The following is a 22150-nucleotide window of genomic DNA, read 5'->3' as shown; positions in this document are numbered from 1 at the left end:
TTTTCGCACATAAAAACCCGCATAAATACGGGCTCTGATTAACATTTGTTTTTTTGCTCCTAAAGAAACATGGTGCTAACTTCTAAAGACGGGAAGTAAACGTTATCGAGAAGAAAATAAGGGAAAGCAACATTCTACTATAATTTCTACTCATTTTATTATGAATTGTTATATAATGAACTAGAACTTACGAAAGGCTTAGGGGGTTATGATGGAAACTTTATTATTGCAAAAGCTGGCAGAACAGCTGCCACTTGAGACGATGGTTGAACATGATCATGAGGTACGTAGTACTTATTTACAAAAAACATTGCGTTTCTTACATCTTATAAAAAAGGCCGATATTTTAACTGTGGAAGAATATACATATTTATATAAGTTACGTAATAAAATTAATGATATTTGGCGTAATTATTTAAAGGGAAGGATGAATACAGCTTCTTCTCAGATGCAAAATATGTTGCAGTGTTCCTTTCATCATCAAACATATGAGATGATGTTTGATTGTATACAGCAGCTTCCAAATGTATTATATCGAGGAAGAGTATCTTTAATGCCACTGCTTGATTGTCAAGATTTTTATCATATCCCTTTTACAAAACGCTATTTGATTCAGAATCAGCGCTATTCAATCACAGGGATACCTTGTTTATATCTGGCTGGCAGTCTTCCTTGTATGTATAAGGAATTGGGAAAAACCAATATATCCTATGGTGAATTCCGTCCTTTAAAAGCATTTTCTTTATTGGATGTGAGTGTATCCTATCCACAGATGGAAAAAAGAAGATATTCGCATGAACAATTGTTTGCCTTTTTATGTACCATGCCATTAAAATACGCCTTATCCATATGGGCAAAGGATAATGAAAAGCATGCCTTTAAGAGCAATTATGTCATATCACAGTTGTTAACAGCTGCCGTTTATAATAGAAAGACCGATATCAAAGGTATCTGTTATGCATCTGGTAAAGCCAAAGAATTGCCTTATGAACAACGCTTGAATTATGTTTTTTTGCCAACGTTTCAAAATTTGGGACAAGCATATGATGAGGAACTCATGCATAGTTTTCAGATTACAGTTGTAAAGAAGGAAAAACAAAAAGTATAACAGTATGCATTTCTACATAAAAAGAAGTCATCACCTGTGATTTGATCTGGTTTTGACTTCTTTTTCATTTTATATGTGCATATTCTTATAAAATACAATGTTTTTTATCGTGTCTCATATGCATATGCCTGTTGTTTGGCAGCTGCCCTTTTTTCTTCTTCGGCCTGGGCAAAGCGAGCCGTTAAACGCGCATTGCTCAACATTAATTTTAAACGATTTTCCTGATTTACACGTGTCGCGCTTGGGTCGTAATCAACGGCGACGATATTGGCGTTTGGATAGATATTTTTGATTTTACGTGTCATGCCTTTGGCAACGATATGATTTGGCAGACAGCCAAATGGCTGACAACAAACGATATTAGAAACATTACTTTTGATTAAGGCAACCATCTCACTTGTTAACAGCCAGCCTTCTCCCATCTTAGTGCCACGGTTAATGATGCCTTCGCTGCTTTCCATAACTTCTTGAAAGGTATCGGGTTCACGGAAGACACCTTGTTGACGAATGGCTTTGATGGCTTTCATCTGTAAATGCTGAATATAACGACTGGCCATAGCAACAAAGCGATAACTTTTGCGGCTGCGATTATAATATTCATGGTCAATGAGCGTATTTTCCAGGCAATATAAACCAAAATCAAGAACACCGGATACGACTGGTTCACAGCCTTCCTTGATCAAGAAATCTTCTAATTCATTATTACCTAGAGGGGCATATTTCATATAGATTTCTCCGACAATACCTACCTGAATTTTCGGTGTATTCTCACGTTTAATAGCCGCAAAATCCTCTAACATTATTTTATAATTGTGATGAAGCTTCAAAAAGGAAAGGGAATTAAATTGTTCACTGATATTGTTGATCCATTTTTGGACAAGTGCATCACTTGCTCCGGCATGCCGTTCATATGGTTTACATTGATTTTTTATCCACATAAGCATATCTCCATATAGAAAACCATATAATAGTCTTAGTAACATACTGCCTGTCAATTTGAATCCACTATTTTTTTCTAACTTGGAAAAATTAACGGAAATGACAGGGACATGGCCAAAGCCAGCTTGTTTTAGTGCCTTTCGCAGCAAATGGATATAGTTAGAGGCACGGCAGCCACCGCCGGTTTGGGTAATGGCCAAAGCAATGTGATCGGTATCGTAGTTACCTGATTTTAAGGCATCGATCATTTGACCGATGACCAACAATGCCGGATAGCAAGTATCGTTATGCACATTTTTCAATCCTTCATCAATGATTTGTTGTCCTTTGGTCTGTAACAACTCAATCTGATAGCCATTTTGGCGAAAGATGTTTTGTAAAAATTGAAAATGTATCGGCAGCATCATGGGCACAAGGATTTTATGTGTCTTCTTCATTTCTTTGGTAAATTCTACACGGTTCATGAATTTATCCCTCCCTTTCTTCCATTGCCGCCAATAAGGAACGGCAGCGAATCTTCACGGCGCCAAGATTATCAACTTCATCAATCTTGATCTGTGTATATAATTTATTGTGACGACGTAAGATATCTTTTACTTCATCTGCGGTAATCGCATCGATGCCACAGCCAAAGCTGACGAGTTGAATGAGTTCCATATCATTTTGGGTCGTCACAAACTGTGCCGCATTATACATGCGGGCATGGAAGGTCCATTGGTTTAAGACATGGATACTTGGGCGTTGTGATTGTTTTGGAATACTGTCTTCGCTAACGACGACAAATCCCAAATTGCTTAACAAACGATGAATGCCATGATTGATCTGCGGATCGACATGATAAGGACGTCCCGCTAATACGATCGTTTTACGATGATGTGTTTTCGCAAAAGCTAAAGCTCTGGCACCTTCCTGTTGGATCTTTTGTTTAAATTCTTCATAGGCAACATACGCATGAGAAGCAGCTGCCGTGATTTCTTTATAAGTGATATCCATATCCTGTGAGCGGAAGTATTCAAAGATTTTTGTTTCAAAAGTATGACGATCTTCCAAGTAAACATAAGGGTAAAGGAAGGTGATGCCTTCTAAATCCATATTGCCTTCAATGACTTCAGGGTAATAGGCAACTACTGGACAGTTGAAATGGTTATCGCTCATCTGCTCATCTACATTGTAACTCATGCAGGGATAGAAAATCGTATCAATACCTTTATCAATCAAGGATTGAATGTGTCCATGCACTAGCTTTGCCGGATAGCAGATGGTATCGGAGGATATCGTATGCTGTCCTTTCGCATATAAGGCTTTGCTAGAACGATCACTTAAGACCACCTCAAATCCTAAATTGGTGAAGAAGGAATGCCAGAAGGGAAGGTTGTCATACATGTTTAACACAAGCGGAATCCCGATTTTTCCACGAACACCGCTGATTCCTTTGCATTTTAATAGTTCTTCATATTTGAAATCATAAAGATTAGGAAGTTTTTCTTTATTGGCACGACCAATAATCGGACGTTCACACTTATTACCGGCAATATGACGAGTGCCATCCGCAAATGTATTTATGGTCAGATTGCAGTGGTTGGTACATAAACCGCAGTTGCTGGCTTGTGAGGTATGTGTAAAGTTTTCTAGTGCGGTTTTATCGAGTATGGAGGAGGTATTCGCATGTTTTTGTTTCGCGAGTAAGGCAGCTCCATAAGCCCCCATCAGATGGGCAATGCCTGGACGAATGACATGACGGCCTAGTTCTAATTCAAAGCTGCGCAATACGGTATCGTTTAAGAAGGTGCCACCTTGTACAACGATTTCTTTTCCAATCTCTTCGGCACTTTTTGCACGAATAACTTTATACAATGCATTTTTTACGACGCTGATACATAAGCCAGCGGAAATGTCTTCCATGCTGGCACCATTTTTCTGTGCTTGTTTAACACTGGAATTCATGAAAACGGTGCAGCGTGTACCTAAGTCAACTGGATGCTTTCCATGCAATCCCATCCGAGCAAATTCTTTGATTTCATACCCCATACTCTTCGCAAAGGTTTCAATGAAACTGCCGCAGCCACTGCTGCAAGCTTCGTTTAATAAGATATCGTCAATGGAATTGTCTTTAATACGGAAACATTTCATATCCTGACCACCGATGTCGATGATAAAATCAACGTTGGGATTAAAATGCTTCGCTGCCTGATAATGGGCCATGGTTTCCACAACACCGATATCCAAATGGAAGGCATGTTTCATCAATTCTTCACCATAGCCGGTAACGGCAGCATGACTTATGGTAATGCGATCTTCCATCAAGTCATAAATCTGCAATAGTTCTTTTTGAATAACGTCGACCGGGTTGCCTTGGTTATTGGCATAGCTTTCGTACAGAATGTTATCTTCTTCATCGATGAGGACAAGTTTGGTCGTCGTACTTCCAGAATCGATTCCCAACCATGCCTTTCCTTGATACTTATGAATATCTTTTCGATCTACATGGGCATTGGCATGGCGTTGGACAAATTCTTGATAGTCTTGTTCACTGGCAAATAAAGGAGGCAGACCGTCATTTTTGACTTTTTGTTGTGCCATCGTTTTCATCTTATGCAATAGCTCTTCATACGTATAGAGCACTGTCTCATTATCCGCATATACTGCACTTCCTAATGCCACAAAATAAGGTGCTAAAGCGGGGAAGTTTGCCTCATCTTCATTAAGGTGCAAGGTTTCTTTAAAACGCTTTTGTAATCCTTTTAGAAAATGCAGAGGTCCTCCCAGAAATAAAACATTGCCTTCAATGTTTCTGCCTTGTGCCAATCCGGCAATACTTTGATCAACGACTGCTTGAAAGATACTGGCAGCTAAATTGCTTTTTTCAACACCTTGATTGATTAAAGGCTGAACATCACTTTTCGCAAAGACACCACAACGTGAGGCAATTGGGTATAGGGTCGTATATTGCAACGATAGTTGATCCATCGTTTCCAAATCGACATCTAACAAGGAGGCCATTTGATCGATAAACGCTCCGGTACCACCCGCACATGTCGAGTTCATTCGTTCTTCTAAAGCGCCTTTTAGAAAGATAATCTTGGCATCCTCACCACCTAATTCAACGACTACATCCGTAGTTGGATAATATTTCTTGACCGCCTGTGCTGTCGCAAATACCTCTTGGACAAAAGGAAGCTGAGCTCCACTTGCCACCCCTAGACCGGCGCTTCCGGTAATGGCTATGGCAATTTTATGGCCAAGCAATAACGGTTTTAATTCTTCTATCTTCTCAACGCTCATTTCACGTACCCGTGATTTATGGCGTTCATAGCTTTTATAGATGATTTCATCTTGTTCATTTAATAGAACGGCTTTTAATGTAGTAGATCCTACATCAATTCCTAATTTATATGTCATGGAAATCCTCCTTACAAATACATGCGCTCAATCATTTTTAGCAGTACCGGTTCTACGCTATCCATCGTATCAGGCTGCTCATAAAAGATGGCATGAAAACTAATGACGCCAATCATCTCCATCATCAGCATAAAGCGATTCATGGCATCTTTTCGACTTTCTTTTTCCTGATGAAAGCATTGTAAGAAAGCATCCAACTTTTCGATATGGGCTAAGACTTGTTCTCGATGCTTATCACAGTCAAAGATGGAGGTGATGTTTTTTTGGATCATCTTTAAGATCTTTGGATTATGGCGATAAAAGGAAATTAGCTCATTGGCAAATGCATGGCGCCAATCCATCATACCCTGACGGCTTTTCTCATATGATGCATTCATCAAATCATTCAAAGCTTTGCCATGTTTTTCAGTCAGGATCTGGGAGATCAGTTCTTTTTTATCTTTATAATATATGTAAAAGGTGCCTTTTGCGACATTCGCACGCCGCACGATATCGTTGACACTAGTTGCCTCTACGCCTTGTTCGCTGAATAAGGCAACTGCAGCATTTTGAATACGGCTGCGTTTGTTTAACTCTTCCATATATTCACTTCCTTTTTTCATACATGTAACTAGTTTACCCCTTTAGTGACCACCGGTCAATAGATTTGATTTAATTTTTACCTGAGAGTGATATCGGTAAGTTTATGAAAACGTTTTCGCATAAATTTTAATAATTTATGTTTTTTTTCTTTACAACGTAACAATGTTTTGTTAATATATAAGTGTAATAAAACAATGTTACACTAACAGCAGAGAGGTGGCTGATATGTATGAAATGCAACAAGCAAATGTATGCCGAAAATCTATCGATCAAAAAGGTGCATTTGTTAAACGAGCAATATCATCTGGAGTATTACAAAATGACAATGAGAAGAAGGTGAAACGACTATGGAGATTTCAAAAAAAGATTTATTAAAAGAAACCGGTATTTCTTATGGACAGCTATATCGTTGGAAACGCGAAGGTCTGATACCGGAAAGCTGGTTTGTGAAACGTCCTAGTCCCACAGGACAGGAAACCTATTTCCCGAAAGAACGGATATTAAAGCGGATCCGTGCAATTCAGCAGATGAAGGATACATATTCTTTAGAAGAATTAGCGAAGATGCTGACTCCTGAGGTTAGTAATCGCATGTTTACAGAAGAAGATCTGGAAGAATTTAGCGAAATTGATATTGAGGTAGCCGCCCTGTTTATGGATGTAATGGAAAAGGATTGCTTTTCCTTCTATGAGATTTTGGTGATGATGGTCATCAGTGAATGGAATCAGGAATATGCATTTTCCCATAACACGCGGATGGCATTGATTCAATCCAGTGCCCATGCAATAACGCATATCCACTCACATGAATGGCGAATCTTACTTGTGCAGATACAAGAAGATCATTACGTGCTCGCTTTGCAGGAACCTGTAGCATCCACCAATCAGGATGTCTGGTATTGGCTTGATGAGCGTATGAAAATCTTGCAAAGTGTATCGTTACAGGAATTGAGTTCACAAATGAAAGTAAAGTATAAGGAAACGTTTGCGTTTACCTTTGATGAGGAGGTCGTTTCATGAGCAAGCATGCAAAAAATATTATCTGGGGATTGTTGTTGATTGCAGTAGGTGCAGGCTATTTAGGAGAGTTATTTGAACTGTGGAAGTTTACCTTATTTTTCCCCGGCTGGTGGAGCCTGTTTCTGATCTTACCTGCCTGCATCAGTCTGTTAAAATACGGTATTCAATTTATGATGCTGATGGTATTAAGCTTAGGAGTATATTTTCTGGCAGATGCGAATCACTGGATTGATTTTCGTTTAAGCGTGCCCCTAGTGGCAGCAGTTGGCTGTATCTGTGCAGGGTTACATTTATTATTCGCAAGGAGGACAAAATGGTATGAGTATGGATGTAAGGATTGATGGCTTTGGAACAATTACCGAAGGAGAATATGATCGTATCAAAATTGATGGTATGGGAAAGATAAACGGCAATATCAAATGTCATATGATTGATATTGATGGCACTTGCAATGCAGAGGGCAGTATTACGGCGGAGCAAATGGATGTGAATGGAATGCTGAAGGTTGCCAAAGATATCAGAGTGAATAAGTTGGATATCGATGGCATGGTAAAGTCAGAAAATGGCAAAGTCTATGCAGATGATATACGCGTAGATGGCATGTTAAAGAATGATGGAGAAGTGAATGCAGATAAGGTCATTATCAATGGCTGTGCCGTGTTGAATGATCTGTTTGGTGATGAAGTGGTCATTAATTTTGCCAGTGGCATTTTAGGTGTATTTGCCTTTGGCTTTGGCAAGAATTGGGGAAAAATGAATCATGCGAATACGATTGAATGTACAACATTGCGGGCAAGTAATATTCGAGCAAATTCTATTTCCGCAACGGATATTGTTCTACAGGGAGGCTGCGTAGTTGATTATGTGCATTGCAATGGTACATTGCGCTATGATGCAACTTGCCGTATTAAGAAAATCGAAGGCGATTGTATACAAAAAAGTATGTAAACACGTTTCATGCAAAGGAATCCTATCGTTTGGTCAAACAAAGGATTCTTTTCTTTTTTATAGGATGTTTAAAAAAGTCTTTAATCAATATCAAAAATTTTATTTTATCAATAAGCAAGTCGCGGTAAGGATAGAGAAATGAAAGAAGAACGCTTTATCGATGCAAGTTGTTATAAACTACAGTTGATGTGAAAGGATTATTTGATAAAACAGCTGCGATATAGAAGACATCTTTGCTACCTAGGATGTATGTCATATCGCAAGCATGCAGGTACGATTTGGAAAAGTGCTGCATCGAAGCAGGAAACATTCCCATAAAAACCTCTTCTATGCTATAATGCTGATGATAACGAGTGAGGGTTTTATATATGAAAAAAGAAAGTGAAACTTATAAAATATTGATGGTCATTGCGGGAGGCTTTATTTTCGCAGCGGGTGTTAACTTATTCATCGTACCTTTAAATTTATATAGTGGCGGAGTGATCGGTATTGCCCAGATCATGCGAACGATTATGATTCAATATGCGCATATCCCATTGCCTGCCAACTTTGATGTTGCCGGTATCATCAATTTCTTGATGAACTTACCATTATTTATTTTGGCATATCGCAGCATTTCTCGAAAGTTCTTTGTGAAGACGCTTTTCTGTGTCATTGCGCAAACACTTGCTTTTAGTCTTATCTTTATACCGGAAACACCTATCCTAGACGATGTGCTTGCCAGCTGTTTGATAGGGGGCATCATCTGTGGTTTTGGTATTGGTATTGCGCTGCGTAGTGGTGGCAGTGGAGGAGGACTGGATATCTTAGGTGTTTATTTTACGCGAAAATTTGCCAATTTCAGTGTGGGGAAACTATCGATCATAGTCAATGCTTTTGTCTATCTGTTATGTGCTTTCCTTTTTGATGTGCCTACGGCTATCTATTCTATTTTATATATGACCTGCTTTTCTTTAGTGTTGGATCGCACACATTATCAAAATATTAATATGACAGCGATGATTTTTACTAAGAATCAGGAAATTCAAGAAGCCATCATGAAAGAAACAGGAAGAGGTGTAACCTATTGGGATGGTGCCGGAGCTTATACGAAAACACAGACACGCATCCTTGTGACGGTGATTAATAAATACGAAGAACATCAGATTCGCCGCATTGTTGCCTCTTTTGATCCGAATGCCTTTGTGATTTTTAATGAGGGCCCTACAGTGAGCGGTAATTTTGAAAAGCGTTTGTGATCCCCTGTTATAAAGGCAAGTATGATATGGCAAATACAATAGAGGATAAACAATTGTCGACTTTATGGCAAAGCGTCAAATTGCAATGATGAGGTTATTTCGTGTATACTTAAAGGGATATACAAGGGAGTGAGTGATATGAATACAATCGTAGAAGTACGTCATGGAGCAATTTCTTTTAAAGAGACAAAAGCTTTAAAAGATGTCAGTTTCTCAATCAAAGAGGGAGAAATCTTCGGTTTTCTGGGTCCAAGTGGAGCCGGTAAAACAACAACGATCAAGCTGTTAACAAATCAGTTGAAGCCAGATCATGGAACGTTTTTGATCTTAGGGAAACCGGTGGATGAATTGCAGGATGAATTATATCAAAATATCGGTGTCTTATCTGATAATAGTGGTTTATATGAAAAATTAACGGTGTATGAAAATCTAAAGATTTTTGCTGATCTGAAGAAAATTTCAACATCGTATATCGATGAGGTTTTGCAGAAGACAGGATTGTATGAAGCTAAGAAGAAAAAGGTTGAGCATTTGTCAAAAGGGATGAAGCAACGCTTATTATTTTCACGTGCCATTTTGCATAAACCTAAGATCTTATTTTTAGATGAACCTGCCAGTGCTTTAGACCCTGCCAGCAGTGAGGCTGTATATGAGATGATCTTTGAATTAAATCGCCAAGGTACGACGATTTTCTTAACGACTCATAATATGAGTGAGGCCGATTTATTATGTCATCGTGTGGCTTTTTTAAATGAAGGGGAAATCAAAGAAATGGGAAGTCCGGATGAATTAAAATTAAAATATGCCAAAAATGAAGTTGTCATTTTGGATGATAAAGGCAATAAATACCATACGACAAAAGATACAGCAAGTCTGATGAAAACATTGGCAACAATACAAGGCAATATTTTGCGTATAAATTCGGTAGAGCCTGATCTGAAAACAATTTTTCTTGATGTGACAGGGAGGGAATTATAATGAAACTGCGAATGCATACATTAGCTGTGCTTATCAAAAAAGACTTTCGTTTAATGTTTACGAATAAGAATATGCTGATCATGATCTTATTACCGATTGGCTTTGCTGTGTTATATCAGACCATATTTGGGGATGTTAAAGAAGCAGGCATGCCGCGTAACTTTGTTTTAACTTTATGTGAATTATTGAATCTTTCCGCTATTCCTCTTACCGGCTTGGCAATGATGGTAGCAGAAGAAAAAGAAAAAAATACCTTGCGTGTCTTGATGCTGAGTGATGTATCAGCGCTTGAATATATTTTTAGCAAGATTATTTCCGTACTTGTCTTAATGGAACTCATCACAATCGTGATCTTCTTTATCACGGCAACGCAGCTTTCTTATTTGCCGATGTTTCTTCTGGTAACGACAGTGACTTCCATTTCCATGCTGTTGTTTGGTTCGGTGGTCGGATTGCTGTCGAAGGATCAGATGTCTACCAGTACCTTATCAACACCATTGATGATTCTGTTTTTGATACCACCGATGTTTCAGAATATGAATGAAGTGATTGATAAGATTGCCAGTATCGTACCGACAACCAGAATGATGGCAATTATTAATGATGCAATGAATGGTATGAGCATCTTAAGTCAGGAACATTTGCTGGATTTTGGAATTATTCTTGTCTGGATTCTCTTAGGTGTTGTGACATTTGCCATGATGTATCGTCGAAAAGGATTTGATAATTAACGAAAGCGAACTTCTAATAATTAGAAGTTTTTTTTTATTTCTTTATAATTATTATCTTTTTATTAAATAAATCTAAAATCTGCGATTACGCCAAAAAGATAGTCTATAATGAAAACGGATACATGAATAGGATGAGGTCAAGAAACTCATCGATGAGGGAAGCCTATGAAAAAGAAAATGATGCAGTTCATGCTATGTTTCGGACTGGTCTTAATGAGTGCGTGCAGCTCGAAAGAAAAGGAATTTATATTTGGTATGTGGCAAATGATGAGGTATGGATTCCCCATGAGCAAGAGCCATACACATCCATCAAGGATGCACGCATTGATGCGGTGAATGCATATTTAAAAGAGTTGAAAAAACCTTATTAGGTAGATGTACGTGTATATCCAGTACAATTTGACAATTTGAAAAATCAGCAAAAGGTATTCGAAGAAGTGAAAAAACATGATGCGCATGCAGATATACTGGATTATCAAAGCTATTGGCATGATGCATTTATCTGTTTAGATACCTACATGGATACACCATTAGGAAAACAAGTACGTAAAGAAATTCCTGAGCATACGTATACAGCAAATTTGTTTCAAGGGAAAGCTTATAAAGTAGTAAGTCCTAAATATCCTATTCAACAAAGTTATATTTTAATTGAGAAGCAATACTACCAAAACCACAAACAAGAAATCGATGCGGTACGTGGAGATACAATGAAATTACTGGCCTATTGGAATACCCATTACAAGCAGAAGGATGACTACTTGTTGACGGACGATTTTTCAAGCAGGATTGAAGATTTCATGTTTGAAAAGTATCAGAAAATACCGAATACACCTTTCTATGTGCGTCGTTTGGATAAAAAAGTTATCAATCCTTATGAAGAACCGGCATTCTTAAAGTTATATAATTTATTAAGTGAAATGAGCATGAAAGGCTATAGCGGAAAACATATGGATGAGGGGAAACGGGAGGATCTTATTAGCAAAGATGCCATCTTATTTAAATATCATACCTCTTATAAACCAAAAGAGATGATTATGTATGCACCGCAGCGTATGAATGATACCTATGTGGAATTAGCTGGAGAATTAAAAATTCCTTATGTAACACATGGATTTGGCATATTGAAGGATAGCAAGCATAAGGATGAAGCATTTGATTTACTGGCATCCATACAAACAGATGCCACATTATCGAATTTACTCATTTATGGAGATAAACCGCAAATGAAGGATGGAAAAGTGCAAGATGGTGATCTTCATGCCACTTCTGATTATTTTGGAACAATGGGAAATAATTTGCTTGCCTACCCATCGGTCAATGAGAATGCTAAGAAAAAAGAACTGGTATTTGCTTTGGATAAAGAAGCAACCATGAAGCAATTTGTGATTACCAACGTTATGCTAGATGACATGCTTACAAAAATTGATGAATTCAATAAGATCATTAACGAAGCTAATATTTTTGTTTATATGGATGATTATTTTGACAATTATCAGTTAACGTCTACAAAGGAAGTAATGCAAAGAGTGGATAAGCTTAAGAAACAGTTACAAGATGCAAAAGCGGCAAAGGTCATAGCGCAACTGCAACAACAACTAGAGCACGAGGGATAACATATGAAATTAGAAGTTCGCAATTGTGGAAAGCAATATGGAGAACAATGGGCATTACAAGATGTTAACTTTACGTTAACACATGGCATTTATGCGTTATTAGGGCCAAACGGTTCAGGGAAATCAACCTTGATGAATATCTTGTGCACATTGTTAGAGAAGACTACAGGAACCCTGCTTTGGGAAGATAAAGAAATCAGCACATGTGAAAATGCATATTTACAGCAATTGGGCTATATGCCGCAAACACCTTGTATGTATGAGGACTTTACACTTTTTAATTTTTTGAGTTATATGGGAGTTATGCGGGGAATGCCGAAATCATTCCTTCATCAGCGTATTGAGGAAGTAACCAAGAAAGTAGAGCTAACGGATGCTTTGGATAAAAAGATACGAGCGTATTCCGGAGGAATGAAGCAAAGAGCGATGCTTTGTGCAGCCTTGTTGCATGATCCTAAGATTTTAATATTAGACGAGCCAACGGCAGAGTTAGATCCATTGAAACGTATTTTAGTACAGAAACTGTTGATGGAAGTAAGTAAAGATAAGATGATTCTCATAGCTACCCATGTGGTAAGTGATGTAGAATTCATTGCGGATCAGTTTCTCATTTTGAAAAAGGGTGTTCTGATTGAACAGGGATCACGGTTAGCACTAGTTAAACTGCTCGATGGTAAAGTAAAAGAAGTGAAAACGACAATGGAGGAATATCAATCCTTTAAGCAGCAATATGCCATCAGTTCCATACGTTATGAGCATGAACAGCTCATCGCAAGAGTGTTAGATCTCGATGACACATTAGAAGGTGAAGTTGTAACAGCGAATATCAATGATGTTTATCTTCATTTATTTGGTGAAAAATATGCTGTACTTTGAGTTAAAGAAAATCTTTACAAATCGGCGCATTTTGATTTGTATGGTCGTCTTGTTGATCGGCGTTCATTTGTTTAGTGGCTATCAGTCATTACAACAAGAATGGACAGCCAGCGAATATAAACAGCTGCATGAGCGCTTGGATCAACTGCCAACACAAGATCGCATGGCTTTTCTAAAGGAATCCTTTGATAAAAGTGAATATCATTTGCGTGTAAATGATACGCAGGCAGATGTATCCTATTACACAGATACTTATGGACTTGCCTGGATGGAAGCTATCCAAAAGCAAAAAAACGAAGTTTTCTTCTCTCGCCAAGTGCTAAAACAGGTTGAAAAAGAGGAACAAAACCGTATTGGTTATGATCGCTTTCGCAAAGGCATCAAAAAACAATATGCGTTGAATCATAAAGTTTCCATTTTTCAGAAGAAAGAGGATCCTTTTGTTGGACAACGTGCGGTTAAGACCATGGATGCTTATGAAACGTTAAACATTACGATGCCTGCCTCAATCAAAGGAAGCTATGGCATTGAACAGTTGCTTTCGCAATCGTATTTGGACATTGCCTTATTGCTCTTCTTGGTATTTCTGTTTTATGAATATGTTGTTCGTGAAGAAGAGCACCAACAGCTATCTTATATGCAGCTGACAAAGCATGGCCGATTGGCATACTATATGATAAAGATCGTAGCCCTTTGGTTCACCTGTTCATTCTTTATCTTCTTAACATCGTTTACCTTATGGATACAAGAAAGTCTGTTATATGGTTTTGTTGATCTTTCTGCTTGCATACAAAGTATTCCTTTCTGCATGCGCATCACAAAAGCTTACTCCATTCTGTAATTTTTACTACTTACTTTGGCGTTCAAAAGCTTTGTCTGTCTTCTGTTTATCATCATGTTTTATGGTATGTACTTTATGGTACGCAATGATCTGCTTGCCATTGCCATTATGCTTGGAATCGGAGGTATCGGCTGGGGACTTTCCGCTATCTTTGCGGATTCTGCGCAATGGTTTGTCAGTTTACATCCCATGCAGCTATTGCATGTACAGGATGCATGGATACAGGTGCAATATCTACGCGTTTTTGATCAAGCGCTATATTATAACTGGATCTATGTAGGAATCGCATGTTTCAGCGTGTTGTTTGGTTATCTAGGTTATCGCGGATATCGTAAAAAGGGTATTCATGAAAAACATGTTTGGAAATTTTATAAGCAAAAACACAACATTAATCCATTATGGGTATATGAATCCAAAAAACTTTGGTTGTAAGATGGAGGCTTGCTAATCGTTGGAATTAGTCTTTTTCTGATGATGATGCTTTTCCCTACATCAGATACTTTTTCAACATTGGAAGATGCGCAATATAATTATTACATTGATAAATTAGGAAATGAAGTTACTCCTACCTTATTGAAAAAAATGGATAAAGAAGAAAAGCGCTTGGCATCCTTGCGTAAAAGTTTCAGCTAGAAACGGATGTGCAGAAAAAAGAAGAAATCTTCAACGCTTTGCGTATTGAAGAGGGGTTTCGTTACTATAAAGAAAAAGTTGAACAGCTCCAGATGGAACCGGTAAAGCATAAATTAATAAAAGAAAATGAAATACGCTTTTTGTTTGATAACCATGAATTTTTCAAAACTTTACTATTTTTGTACATGACGATGCTGATCTTGCTAGCTATGAAAAGCTATGAATGTGAGGAGCAATATCAATTTAAAAAGATGCAGCAATTATGCGGCTATCATTATAAAACCATCCATCGCAAGAAAATGTTTAGTGTACTTGCCGGCTGCCTGTTTGTATATGGAATGGTCATCTTACGTATCGCTTATCAGCAGCATTGGTTGTTTCCGCACATGGATATGGGTACCTTGTTCTGCGATATACCACAATACTATGCATCCCATCTATCTTTTCCATTGAACATCTTGCTTATCCTTCAAATCTTGTGGCAATTGGTGGTTTTGCTATGCTTGCTATACTTGCTGCTATATCTCTTTAAGAAAACACAGCATAACAAAGCATTGGCAGCATGTTTGCTCTGTGTGCTTGCATTACCGTGTCTATTTGTGAAAACCATGTTTCAAAGCTTTGCTTGGATGTATGTTCTATTCTTTCCATGGATGCATCCATGGTATGCACTAGGTGTTGTGCTTTGTTTCATAGGATGTTTGCTAGTTATGAAAAGGAGAAAAAAACCATGCTAAAAAAATTATTACTAGGTATTGTCAGTGTTTGTGTAGTATGTGCATGCAGTTCACATGATGATGTTTCATCAGGAACCAAAGCAGCGGTTTTTGCTTTTCTGGGTGTTGGAGAAGAGGGTATCTATCATAATGTGCGAACAACTCAATATCAAAGCGTATACTTCTATGATTTTAAAAATGATGTAGATGTGCCATTATGCAGCAAGGTTAACTGCAATCACGATAATGCGGATTGTGATGCCTTTAAACTATCCTATTACAAAGATAAGGAAATCGCTCTTAGCTGTGATCCTATTCCTTTTGGTGATACCTTATATCTGATATATGAGGAACCAAGCTTCGGAATTGCGTATCTTTGCAGCAGTAAATTGGATGGCAGTGAACGAAAAGAAGTGCTGAAGTTCGCAAAAAATTCCATAATTGAGAGTGCCATGTTTTTTCAAGATTCTTTCTATTATACCTTAAATACATTTGAAGTGGATGAGAAAGGCAATCAGTTGCAGTATGCGTATAATTACAGCAGTTATGTTTTCAATCTTAAAGATGGAAGCAGTTAAAAAATACCCGGGAAAAAAGCGATTGCCAATCGCTTTATGGGTACTTTACAAGATAAAGCGGCGATTATGCGAATAGATGGGAAGCAGAAAAACAGCGTGGGCGCACTTTATACTTTGGAGAAAGATAACAAATTGAAATTGATAGAAGATACGTATAAATAAAAAAATTCCTTTTTAGTAGAGGATCATTATTACGATTTTGATACTAAAACATCTACAATTTATACCATAGATCCTGTAACACATAAAGCAGACAAGCTCATGCAAGTGAAGCTGCCTAAGGGATATCAAGTAGGCAGTGTAAATACCACCAGCTTTGCTATGATGGAAATTCGGTTGATCAAGGATAAGCGCTACACAGGAAGTCTTTGGATCGATTTAGACGAAAAAACAGTAGTAGAAACGAAGAAGCCTTTCTATGTTAAGGCAGATCAAGGCTATTTTGTTCAAAATGAGGATCAGACATTAACGCGTATCAAGAAATAAATGAATCTTCAGAAAAGCGCATACATATGTGATAACAAAAGAAGATTGCCAATGCTTTTGATTTCTTATCAAATAGCAGGCAATCTTCTTTTAACTTTTGCTTCAATGTTTATTTTTCATACATACGATACTGATTCTTACCGTTTTCTTTTGCTTCATATAACGCTTTATCCGCATTGTGATACAGCGAATCGAAGTTATCCAGATTGTGTATTGTCACAGCTACTCCAATGCTAGTGGATATTGCGTAATGGCATAAGCCTTGGCGTTTGGCGCTATGATAGATGTTTACAAGGGCTTCTGCTTTGGCTTGTGCTTCTTGTTTGGAGGCAACTGCTTGTAAAGCGACGAATTCATCACCGCCGATACGGCCGATAATCGCATCATTTGTGAATTGATTTTTTAAGATATTAGCGAAAGTAACGATGACTTCATCCCCTGCGGCATGCCCATAGGCATCATTGATATCTTTGAAATTATCAATATCTAAGATATAGAAAGCATAATATTGGTTATTGTTTTCCATTAGCTTCTGTTGGATATAAGAACGTGTAGCAGCTTTGTTATAAAGGGAAGTTAAAGAATCACTTTCCATCTTTTTCTTCATGAAGAGCTCTTTGCGTTTTTCTTCATCAATGTTTTGGCGATAGACAAACATACGAATGGATTGGTCATCATCCCAATAGAAGATTTTAACGGTTATACGCATCCAATAGTAATTGTTATCATCCTCGTTATTGATCATAAAATCATATTGCGTAGACGTAATACCTTCTTCAAATAGCTGTAAGATATGTGCAGGATCAAAGATTGCCAAATAGCCTGCCCTAAATTCTTGTTTGATTTGTTTTTCAGCAATGAGCTTTAACGATTCATCATAAGGCGTCTTTCGCGGAATGCCTTGGCTATAAAAATAGTCTTCGGTTGCTTCACTGGCAGCGCAGTTATGGGTCACATCAATTTCATAAATGTTTTCATATATCTGTTCGGTTTGCTGCTGGAAGATGGATTGATGTTTCATTTCGGTTTCTAGAGTTAAATGAATCAACTTATTGTTATATTTGCGTACGATATAAGTAATAACACCTAAGACAAGAATAATAACGATCAAGATGATGGCAAAGCCAATACCTAACTGCTGATGCATGGAATGCTCTAATTGTGCCGTATCTCGATCTATCAACAATTGCCATTGGATCGTATTCAAAGGTTGCCGGATGAGATAACCGCTATAAGGTTTTTCACTATACCAGAAAGAAATACTCTTTTCCTCTTCTTTCATTAATTTTGGTAAGAGATTTTCGTAACGTTTATTCTGTGCTAACTTTTGCTTTTGATAGCCGGAAATATTTGTAGAAAGTTGAATGGTGCCATCAGCATCAATCAAAAAAGCTTTCACATTAAATTTTTTCTCATATTGTTTCAACATCTCTTGCAGATGTTCGATGCGAAAACCAACGCCAACAACGCCAATCGTATGCTTATTGTCATCTTTTAGCTTACAATTGATAAAGACAGTAATTTCATTCTTCTTCGCTTCATCATTATCAATATTAATGCTGTAATCATCTTTGCTGTTTAGAAATTCATAATACCAGGTGTTTTCCGGATTATCTTTGGTAAGGGTACGATCAATACCATTAAAGTGATAATAGCGTTTTGTTTTGGTAGATACTAAAAAGACGGAATCAAAATCATATTTCACTTTATAGGCATGCAGATAATCTGTGATTGCTTTTACAAAGCTGGCATCATCTGTAAGCGTATTTTCATTTTTCATATGCTGTATTAAAAAGGTATCATTGGCCATGGTTAAGGAGATATTAATAGGTTTTGTAAACAGTGAATCTATTTTGTGATAGATGCTTTCACTACTTAGATCCGAAATATGTTCAATATCCTTTTTTAGCATGGTATGATTACTGTTATAGCTGACAAAGGAAGTAATCAAGTAACCGATGATAATGATAATACAGATAAATATATTTGTTTTGACAAGTATATGTTTTTTCATAAGTGCCCTCTTAACTCTTTTTCATTATTATACGCTCATTTTCTTTTCATTTTAAAAAATATCGCAATCTTTTTGATTTTATTTAACAGAATTATCTTATGAGAAAACATTATCCTTTCTTTCAATGCGTACTTATATTATAATAAAGCTTGGTTAGAGAGGATGGATTCTATGCCTGATTTTATTGTAACACCTTTTACATTCGAGGATTTAGCAAAAGTTAAAGCGCATGGTGCAGATAGTGTCCTAATTGGTACACCATTTTTTTCTGTTCGCTGCGTGCATGCTTTTCCGGTGGAGGAATTACATGCAATTAAGAAAGAATGTGAACGACTTTCCTTACGCATGTATGTGGCAGTAAATCGTTTTTTTGTGGAAGAAGAATTAGCGGCTTTACGTGAGCATTTACATTTGTTGAAGGAAATAGATGTGGATGGTATTTATTATGGTGACGAGTGCGTATTGCTAGAGGCAGAACATTTCGGCTTAAAGCAAAAGCTCATTTACAATCCGGATACGTTGATCACAAATCACAGCGATGTGCAGTATTATTTAGATGAAGGTATTCAAATGGTCACCATATCTAAGGAAATCACCTTACAGGAAATGTGTGAAATAGGTCGACTTACAGATGGTGAATGCGAGGTTATTCTCCATGGTCGTTTGAATATGATGCATAGTAAACGTAACTTATTAAGCAGTTATATGTCTTTTATAGGGAAAAATGAGCAAGTGCGGGATAATTATGACTTATATCTGATGGAAGAAAATCGTGATGAGCATATGCCCATTGTGGAAGATGAAACAGGAACACATGTGTTTACCGGTTTTACGCTTGCCAGCTTTGAAGAAATACAGGAGTTGTTACAGAGCGGGATTCGCCATTTCCGCATTGATGGTATGTTTCATGATATCGCTTATGTGTTAGAAGCTTTGGATCTTTATCATGCCATTCTGAATAAGGAAAAGGATGCAAAAGAGGTTTTTGCTGCTTATGCAAAGAAGTATGAGAAGGATCATGTGACACACGGTTTTTATTATACCAAGACGAGTAAGGTCAAAGAGGGCTAAAAACGGCATAAAGAAAGACGATATAGGGCATCTTAATTCATGATTTATTAAGATGCTTTTTTTGTGTGTTTTGACATGTAAACAGTCATTTTTTACATTCAGTTTTATGTTTATTGAGTGATTCTGGAATAATAAAGTAACGATAGAGGAAGGCATGAAATGTTTGCCACGTGAGTTATTTGCCTCTTTTGATACTTTAGAATCCATCACCTTACCTGATTCGATTACCGAATGGTGGAAGTGCCATCATAACGGCCAAAGCAAGCAATGGCATGGTGTATAAATGTAACGTATATGTTTGATATAAGATTACGTATTATCTCAATGGTGGGAAAAATAATAGTAAAAATCCAAGTGTTTATTATAATCAGAACATTACGCTGAAAAATCCGACAAAAAATGGTTATAGCTTTGTGGGATGGTATCGTGATGCAGCTTGTCGTAAGAAATATCCGAAAGTCACCACAAAATCGAAAGGTAATATTAAACGCTATGCGAAATGGGCGGAAATAAGCGTTGGGAAAGCAAGCACGCCAAGTTTAACCAATCTAAAAGGGAAAAAGATGCAGGTCAAACTGTGTAAAGTAGCTCAGGCAAGTGGCTATCAAATTACGTATACAACCGATAAACGCTTTAAATCTAATGTAAAAAGTATGTATACGAGTGCTTTAACGAAAACGCTGACAGGTTTAAAAACGAAAAAGACCTATTATGTAAAGGTCAGAGCTTATAAATATGATTCTACGAAAGCAAAAGTGTATGGCAGCTATAGCAGTGTAAAAGCAATCAGTATAAAAAAGTAAAAGTATCAACATAAGAAAACAGAAAAGAAAATGATGTATACGCGATTATCACTTTCTTTTCTATGGTTTTGCTCAAACCGAAGAAAAAATGGGGAATCTACTTTCATGTACGTCATCTTTATATTATAATGGTAGAGCTTAAATGTAGTATGTAAGGAGGAATCCCTATGAAGAAAATAGAACTGCTCGCACCAGCCGGTGATTTAGAGCGTTTAAAAATAGCAGTCTTATATGGCGCAGATGCCGTTTACTTAGGTGGGAAGCAGTTTTCTTTGCGTTCGCGTGCCAGTAATTTTGATCTTGCGGATATCGCAGAGGGTGTAAAATTTGCCCAGGCTCATGGTGCCCATGTACATGTGACGGTGAATATGCTGCCCCATGAAGAGGATATGGAAGGTTTAAAGGAATACCTCATGGAATTAGAACGTATTGGTGTCACTGCGATCATTGCCGCATCACCTACCATCATGATGTGTGCCAAGCAATATGCACCAAAACTGGAAGTACATGTATCAACACAACATTCCTCCACCAACGCCAGTGCAGCCAATTACTGGAAACGCAAAGGAATGGATCGTGTGGTATTAGCACGTGAATTGACGTTAAAGGAAATTCAAGAAACAGCTAAACATGCACAAGTGCCACTAGAAGTGTTCATACATGGCGGCATGTGTATTTCGTACTCCGGGCGATGTGTGTTAAGCAACAATATGACAGGCAGAGACGCCAATCGCGGTGGCTGTGCCCAAAGCTGTCGCTGGAAATATCGCTTATATGAAAAAGAGCGCCCACTGCATGATGAGCAGGATTTGTTTTCGATGTCCAGCAAGGATTTGATGGCAGCTCGTTTTATTCCGGATCTCATACAGGCAGGAATTGCTAGCTTGAAAATAGAAGGACGTATGAAGAGTGCTTATTATATTGCGACGTTGATTAAAACCTATCGTCTATTAATCGATGAAGTATATGAAAAGGGAAACTTAAGCGAAGAACGTCTGTTGTGGTATTATCAGGAATTAGCAAAAGCAGAAAACCGCCCAACTGCGATAGGCTTTTATGAAGGACAACCTTTACCGCAAGCACAACTCTATGGGGTCAATGGAGCCGGTGTCACACAGGAATTCATTGCGTATGTCTTGGCTTATGATGCCGATACCCAAATTGCGACCTTGGAAGTAAGAAATAATTTTAAGCCTTTTATCGAAGCCGAAGTATTCGGTCCCCACATTACCACTACTCGCTTTACGTTTGCAGAGCTGTATGATAAAGATGGAAAGGCAATGGAAGTGGCAAAAACACCCATGCAAATTATTACAGCAAAGGTGCCTTGCGTAATGGAAAAAGATGCGATGATACGAAAAGTGATGAAAAAGGATCGCAGTGCCATATATTAAGCAATCAAGATCAGTTTCTTACCTAAAGAAGCTGATTTTTTTAGTTATTTAATGACTGGATAAAATAAACGCCTATTCCTAACATAAGACCTGTCTTTAGAAGTTAAAAGTAAAAAAATGGTGTAAACTCGAAATTATAGCTAACGAGTATGCATCATTTTTATTTGTTTATTGGTAAGATAA

Annotated in this window: 25 protein-coding genes; 21 read left to right on the top strand and 4 right to left on the bottom strand. The window is 37.6% G+C overall.

The features are described 5' to 3' along the window. Positions 1-211 precede the first annotated feature (211 nt). The gene (locus EDD61_RS13105; RefSeq protein ID WP_132225765.1) at positions 212-1108 is read left to right on the top strand and encodes an RES domain-containing protein; all 897 of its coding nucleotides are present in this window, start codon (positions 212-214) and stop codon (positions 1106-1108) included. A gap of 104 nt (positions 1109-1212) precedes the next feature. On the opposite strand, the gene EDD61_RS14190 is transcribed toward EDD61_RS13105, so the two are convergent. The 3 genes from EDD61_RS14190 to EDD61_RS13090 are packed head-to-tail and all read right to left on the bottom strand — an operon-like array spanning position 1213 to position 6027. Next, positions 1213-2511, bottom strand: a complete 1299-nt coding sequence (locus EDD61_RS14190; RefSeq protein ID WP_132225763.1) for a 2-hydroxyacyl-CoA dehydratase — start codon at positions 2509-2511, stop codon at positions 1213-1215. Positions 2512-2515: 4 nt separating this feature from the next. Next, entirely contained in the window at positions 2516-5446 is a 2931-nt protein-coding gene (locus EDD61_RS13095) for an acyl-CoA dehydratase activase-related protein (protein ID WP_132225761.1), read from the bottom strand. An 11-nt stretch (positions 5447-5457) separates the two neighbouring features. After that, positions 5458-6027 carry a TetR/AcrR family transcriptional regulator gene (locus EDD61_RS13090; RefSeq protein WP_008689320.1) on the bottom strand — a complete coding sequence of 190 codons (570 nt, stop codon included), beginning with the start codon at positions 6025-6027 and terminating at the stop codon, positions 5458-5460. A gap of 226 nt (positions 6028-6253) precedes the next feature. Between EDD61_RS13090 and EDD61_RS13870 the strand changes: the two genes are divergently transcribed. The 16 genes from EDD61_RS13870 to EDD61_RS13015 all read left to right on the top strand — a co-directional run bounded on the left by EDD61_RS13870 (position 6254) and on the right by EDD61_RS13015 (position 16685). Beyond that, positions 6254-6403: a hypothetical protein gene (locus tag EDD61_RS13870; protein ID WP_020990978.1), complete on the top strand. Its 150-nt coding sequence runs from the start codon at positions 6254-6256 to the stop codon at positions 6401-6403. Further along, positions 6376-7047 (top strand): DUF4004 family protein, encoded by a 672-nt coding sequence (locus EDD61_RS13085; RefSeq protein WP_132225759.1) that lies wholly within the window; start codon positions 6376-6378, stop codon positions 7045-7047. Before EDD61_RS13870 ends, EDD61_RS13085 begins: the two co-directional genes overlap by 28 nt. Then, positions 7044-7388 (top strand): LiaF transmembrane domain-containing protein, encoded by a 345-nt coding sequence (locus EDD61_RS13080; protein WP_008689315.1) that lies wholly within the window; start codon positions 7044-7046, stop codon positions 7386-7388. The genes EDD61_RS13085 and EDD61_RS13080 overlap by 4 nt, the downstream gene beginning before the upstream one ends. Next, positions 7366-7995 (top strand): polymer-forming cytoskeletal protein, encoded by a 630-nt coding sequence (locus EDD61_RS13075; RefSeq protein WP_020990977.1) that lies wholly within the window; start codon positions 7366-7368, stop codon positions 7993-7995. Before EDD61_RS13080 ends, EDD61_RS13075 begins: the two co-directional genes overlap by 23 nt. A gap of 368 nt (positions 7996-8363) precedes the next feature. Next, positions 8364-9233 carry a YitT family protein gene (locus tag EDD61_RS13070; protein ID WP_119983209.1) on the top strand — a complete coding sequence of 290 codons (870 nt, stop codon included), beginning with the start codon at positions 8364-8366 and terminating at the stop codon, positions 9231-9233. A gap of 138 nt (positions 9234-9371) precedes the next feature. Next, a complete protein-coding gene (locus EDD61_RS13065) occupies positions 9372-10211 on the top strand; it encodes an ABC transporter ATP-binding protein (protein ID WP_119983210.1) in 840 nt (279 codons plus the stop codon). Continuing rightward, complete coding sequence (locus EDD61_RS13060) at positions 10211-10942, top strand: ABC transporter permease (RefSeq protein ID WP_132225757.1); 732 nt, start codon at positions 10211-10213, stop codon at positions 10940-10942. Before EDD61_RS13065 ends, EDD61_RS13060 begins: the two co-directional genes overlap by 1 nt. A 152-nt stretch (positions 10943-11094) precedes the next feature. Further along, on the top strand, positions 11095-11313 hold the full coding sequence (locus EDD61_RS13055; protein ID WP_132225755.1) for a hypothetical protein: 219 nt from the start codon (positions 11095-11097) through the stop codon (positions 11311-11313). A gap of 66 nt (positions 11314-11379) precedes the next feature. Then, the gene (locus EDD61_RS13050) at positions 11380-12555 is read left to right on the top strand and encodes a hypothetical protein (RefSeq protein ID WP_132225753.1); all 1176 of its coding nucleotides are present in this window, start codon (positions 11380-11382) and stop codon (positions 12553-12555) included. 3 nt (positions 12556-12558) lie between these two features. Next, positions 12559-13431, top strand: coding sequence for an ABC transporter ATP-binding protein (locus EDD61_RS13045; protein ID WP_132225751.1), 873 nt, complete (start codon positions 12559-12561; stop codon positions 13429-13431). Beyond that, positions 13418-14272, top strand: a complete 855-nt coding sequence (locus EDD61_RS13040; RefSeq protein WP_132225749.1) for a hypothetical protein — start codon at positions 13418-13420, stop codon at positions 14270-14272. The genes EDD61_RS13045 and EDD61_RS13040 overlap by 14 nt, the downstream gene beginning before the upstream one ends. A 75-nt stretch (positions 14273-14347) precedes the next feature. Further along, a complete protein-coding gene (locus EDD61_RS13035) occupies positions 14348-14704 on the top strand; it encodes a hypothetical protein (RefSeq protein WP_132225747.1) in 357 nt (118 codons plus the stop codon). A gap of 9 nt (positions 14705-14713) precedes the next feature. After that, a complete protein-coding gene (locus EDD61_RS13030; protein WP_132225745.1) occupies positions 14714-14905 on the top strand; it encodes a hypothetical protein in 192 nt (63 codons plus the stop codon). 8 nt (positions 14906-14913) lie between these two features. Next, positions 14914-15642: a hypothetical protein gene (locus EDD61_RS13025; protein WP_132225743.1), complete on the top strand. Its 729-nt coding sequence runs from the start codon at positions 14914-14916 to the stop codon at positions 15640-15642. Next, the gene (locus EDD61_RS13020) at positions 15636-16199 is read left to right on the top strand and encodes a hypothetical protein (RefSeq protein ID WP_132225741.1); all 564 of its coding nucleotides are present in this window, start codon (positions 15636-15638) and stop codon (positions 16197-16199) included. Before EDD61_RS13025 ends, EDD61_RS13020 begins: the two co-directional genes overlap by 7 nt. Before the next feature lie 261 nt (positions 16200-16460). Continuing rightward, positions 16461-16685 (top strand): hypothetical protein, encoded by a 225-nt coding sequence (locus EDD61_RS13015; RefSeq protein ID WP_119983218.1) that lies wholly within the window; start codon positions 16461-16463, stop codon positions 16683-16685. A 109-nt stretch (positions 16686-16794) separates the two neighbouring features. Here EDD61_RS13015 and EDD61_RS13010 read toward each other — a convergent pair whose 3' ends face one another. Next, positions 16795-18699: a sensor domain-containing diguanylate cyclase gene (locus EDD61_RS13010; protein ID WP_132225739.1), complete on the bottom strand. Its 1905-nt coding sequence runs from the start codon at positions 18697-18699 to the stop codon at positions 16795-16797. Between the two features lie 171 nt (positions 18700-18870). Between EDD61_RS13010 and EDD61_RS13005 the strand changes: the two genes are divergently transcribed. The 4 genes from EDD61_RS13005 (at position 18871) to EDD61_RS12995 (ending at position 21967) form a co-directional block, all read left to right on the top strand. Further along, a complete protein-coding gene (locus EDD61_RS13005) occupies positions 18871-19770 on the top strand; it encodes a peptidase U32 family protein (protein WP_119983220.1) in 900 nt (299 codons plus the stop codon). Positions 19771-19924: 154 nt separating this feature from the next. After that, a complete protein-coding gene (locus EDD61_RS14185; RefSeq protein ID WP_257524879.1) occupies positions 19925-20053 on the top strand; it encodes a hypothetical protein in 129 nt (42 codons plus the stop codon). A gap of 25 nt (positions 20054-20078) precedes the next feature. Next, positions 20079-20573 carry an InlB B-repeat-containing protein gene (locus tag EDD61_RS14130; protein ID WP_119983221.1) on the top strand — a complete coding sequence of 165 codons (495 nt, stop codon included), beginning with the start codon at positions 20079-20081 and terminating at the stop codon, positions 20571-20573. A gap of 167 nt (positions 20574-20740) precedes the next feature. Beyond that, positions 20741-21967 carry a peptidase U32 family protein gene (locus EDD61_RS12995; RefSeq protein WP_008689294.1) on the top strand — a complete coding sequence of 409 codons (1227 nt, stop codon included), beginning with the start codon at positions 20741-20743 and terminating at the stop codon, positions 21965-21967. The last annotated feature ends 183 nt before the right edge of the window (positions 21968-22150 follow it).

This window comes from Longicatena caecimuris, from assembly GCF_004341945.1.
Taxonomy (GTDB): Bacteria; Bacillota_I; Bacilli_A; order Erysipelotrichales; family Erysipelotrichaceae; genus Longicatena; species Longicatena caecimuris.
This window is presented reverse-complemented; position numbering and strand designations above follow the sequence as displayed.

Excerpts from the sequence above, each read along its gene's own strand:
- EDD61_RS13105 (WP_132225765.1), top strand. The coding sequence starts at position 212 with ATGGAAACTTTATTATTGCAAAAGCTGGCAGAACAGCTGCCACTTGAG.
- EDD61_RS14190 (WP_132225763.1), bottom strand. The coding sequence starts at position 2,511 with ATGAACCGTGTAGAATTTACCAAAGAAATGAAGAAGACACATAAAATC.
- EDD61_RS13095 (WP_132225761.1), bottom strand. The coding sequence starts at position 5,446 with ATGACATATAAATTAGGAATTGATGTAGGATCTACTACATTAAAAGCC.
- EDD61_RS13090 (WP_008689320.1), bottom strand. The coding sequence starts at position 6,027 with ATGGAAGAGTTAAACAAACGCAGCCGTATTCAAAATGCTGCAGTTGCC.
- EDD61_RS13870 (WP_020990978.1), top strand. The coding sequence starts at position 6,254 with ATGTATGAAATGCAACAAGCAAATGTATGCCGAAAATCTATCGATCAA.
- EDD61_RS13085 (WP_132225759.1), top strand. The coding sequence starts at position 6,376 with ATGGAGATTTCAAAAAAAGATTTATTAAAAGAAACCGGTATTTCTTAT.
- EDD61_RS13080 (WP_008689315.1), top strand. The coding sequence starts at position 7,044 with ATGAGCAAGCATGCAAAAAATATTATCTGGGGATTGTTGTTGATTGCA.
- EDD61_RS13075 (WP_020990977.1), top strand. The coding sequence starts at position 7,366 with ATGAGTATGGATGTAAGGATTGATGGCTTTGGAACAATTACCGAAGGA.
- EDD61_RS13070 (WP_119983209.1), top strand. The coding sequence starts at position 8,364 with ATGAAAAAAGAAAGTGAAACTTATAAAATATTGATGGTCATTGCGGGA.
- EDD61_RS13065 (WP_119983210.1), top strand. The coding sequence starts at position 9,372 with ATGAATACAATCGTAGAAGTACGTCATGGAGCAATTTCTTTTAAAGAG.
- EDD61_RS13060 (WP_132225757.1), top strand. The coding sequence starts at position 10,211 with ATGAAACTGCGAATGCATACATTAGCTGTGCTTATCAAAAAAGACTTT.
- EDD61_RS13055 (WP_132225755.1), top strand. The coding sequence starts at position 11,095 with ATGAGGGAAGCCTATGAAAAAGAAAATGATGCAGTTCATGCTATGTTT.
- EDD61_RS13045 (WP_132225751.1), top strand. The coding sequence starts at position 12,559 with ATGAAATTAGAAGTTCGCAATTGTGGAAAGCAATATGGAGAACAATGG.
- EDD61_RS13040 (WP_132225749.1), top strand. The coding sequence starts at position 13,418 with ATGCTGTACTTTGAGTTAAAGAAAATCTTTACAAATCGGCGCATTTTG.
- EDD61_RS13035 (WP_132225747.1), top strand. The coding sequence starts at position 14,348 with ATGGTACGCAATGATCTGCTTGCCATTGCCATTATGCTTGGAATCGGA.
- EDD61_RS13020 (WP_132225741.1), top strand. The coding sequence starts at position 15,636 with ATGCTAAAAAAATTATTACTAGGTATTGTCAGTGTTTGTGTAGTATGT.
- EDD61_RS13015 (WP_119983218.1), top strand. The coding sequence starts at position 16,461 with ATGCAAGTGAAGCTGCCTAAGGGATATCAAGTAGGCAGTGTAAATACC.
- EDD61_RS13010 (WP_132225739.1), bottom strand. The coding sequence starts at position 18,699 with ATGAAAAAACATATACTTGTCAAAACAAATATATTTATCTGTATTATC.
- EDD61_RS13005 (WP_119983220.1), top strand. The coding sequence starts at position 18,871 with ATGCCTGATTTTATTGTAACACCTTTTACATTCGAGGATTTAGCAAAA.
- EDD61_RS14185 (WP_257524879.1), top strand. The coding sequence starts at position 19,925 with ATGAAATGTTTGCCACGTGAGTTATTTGCCTCTTTTGATACTTTAGAA.
- EDD61_RS12995 (WP_008689294.1), top strand. The coding sequence starts at position 20,741 with ATGAAGAAAATAGAACTGCTCGCACCAGCCGGTGATTTAGAGCGTTTA.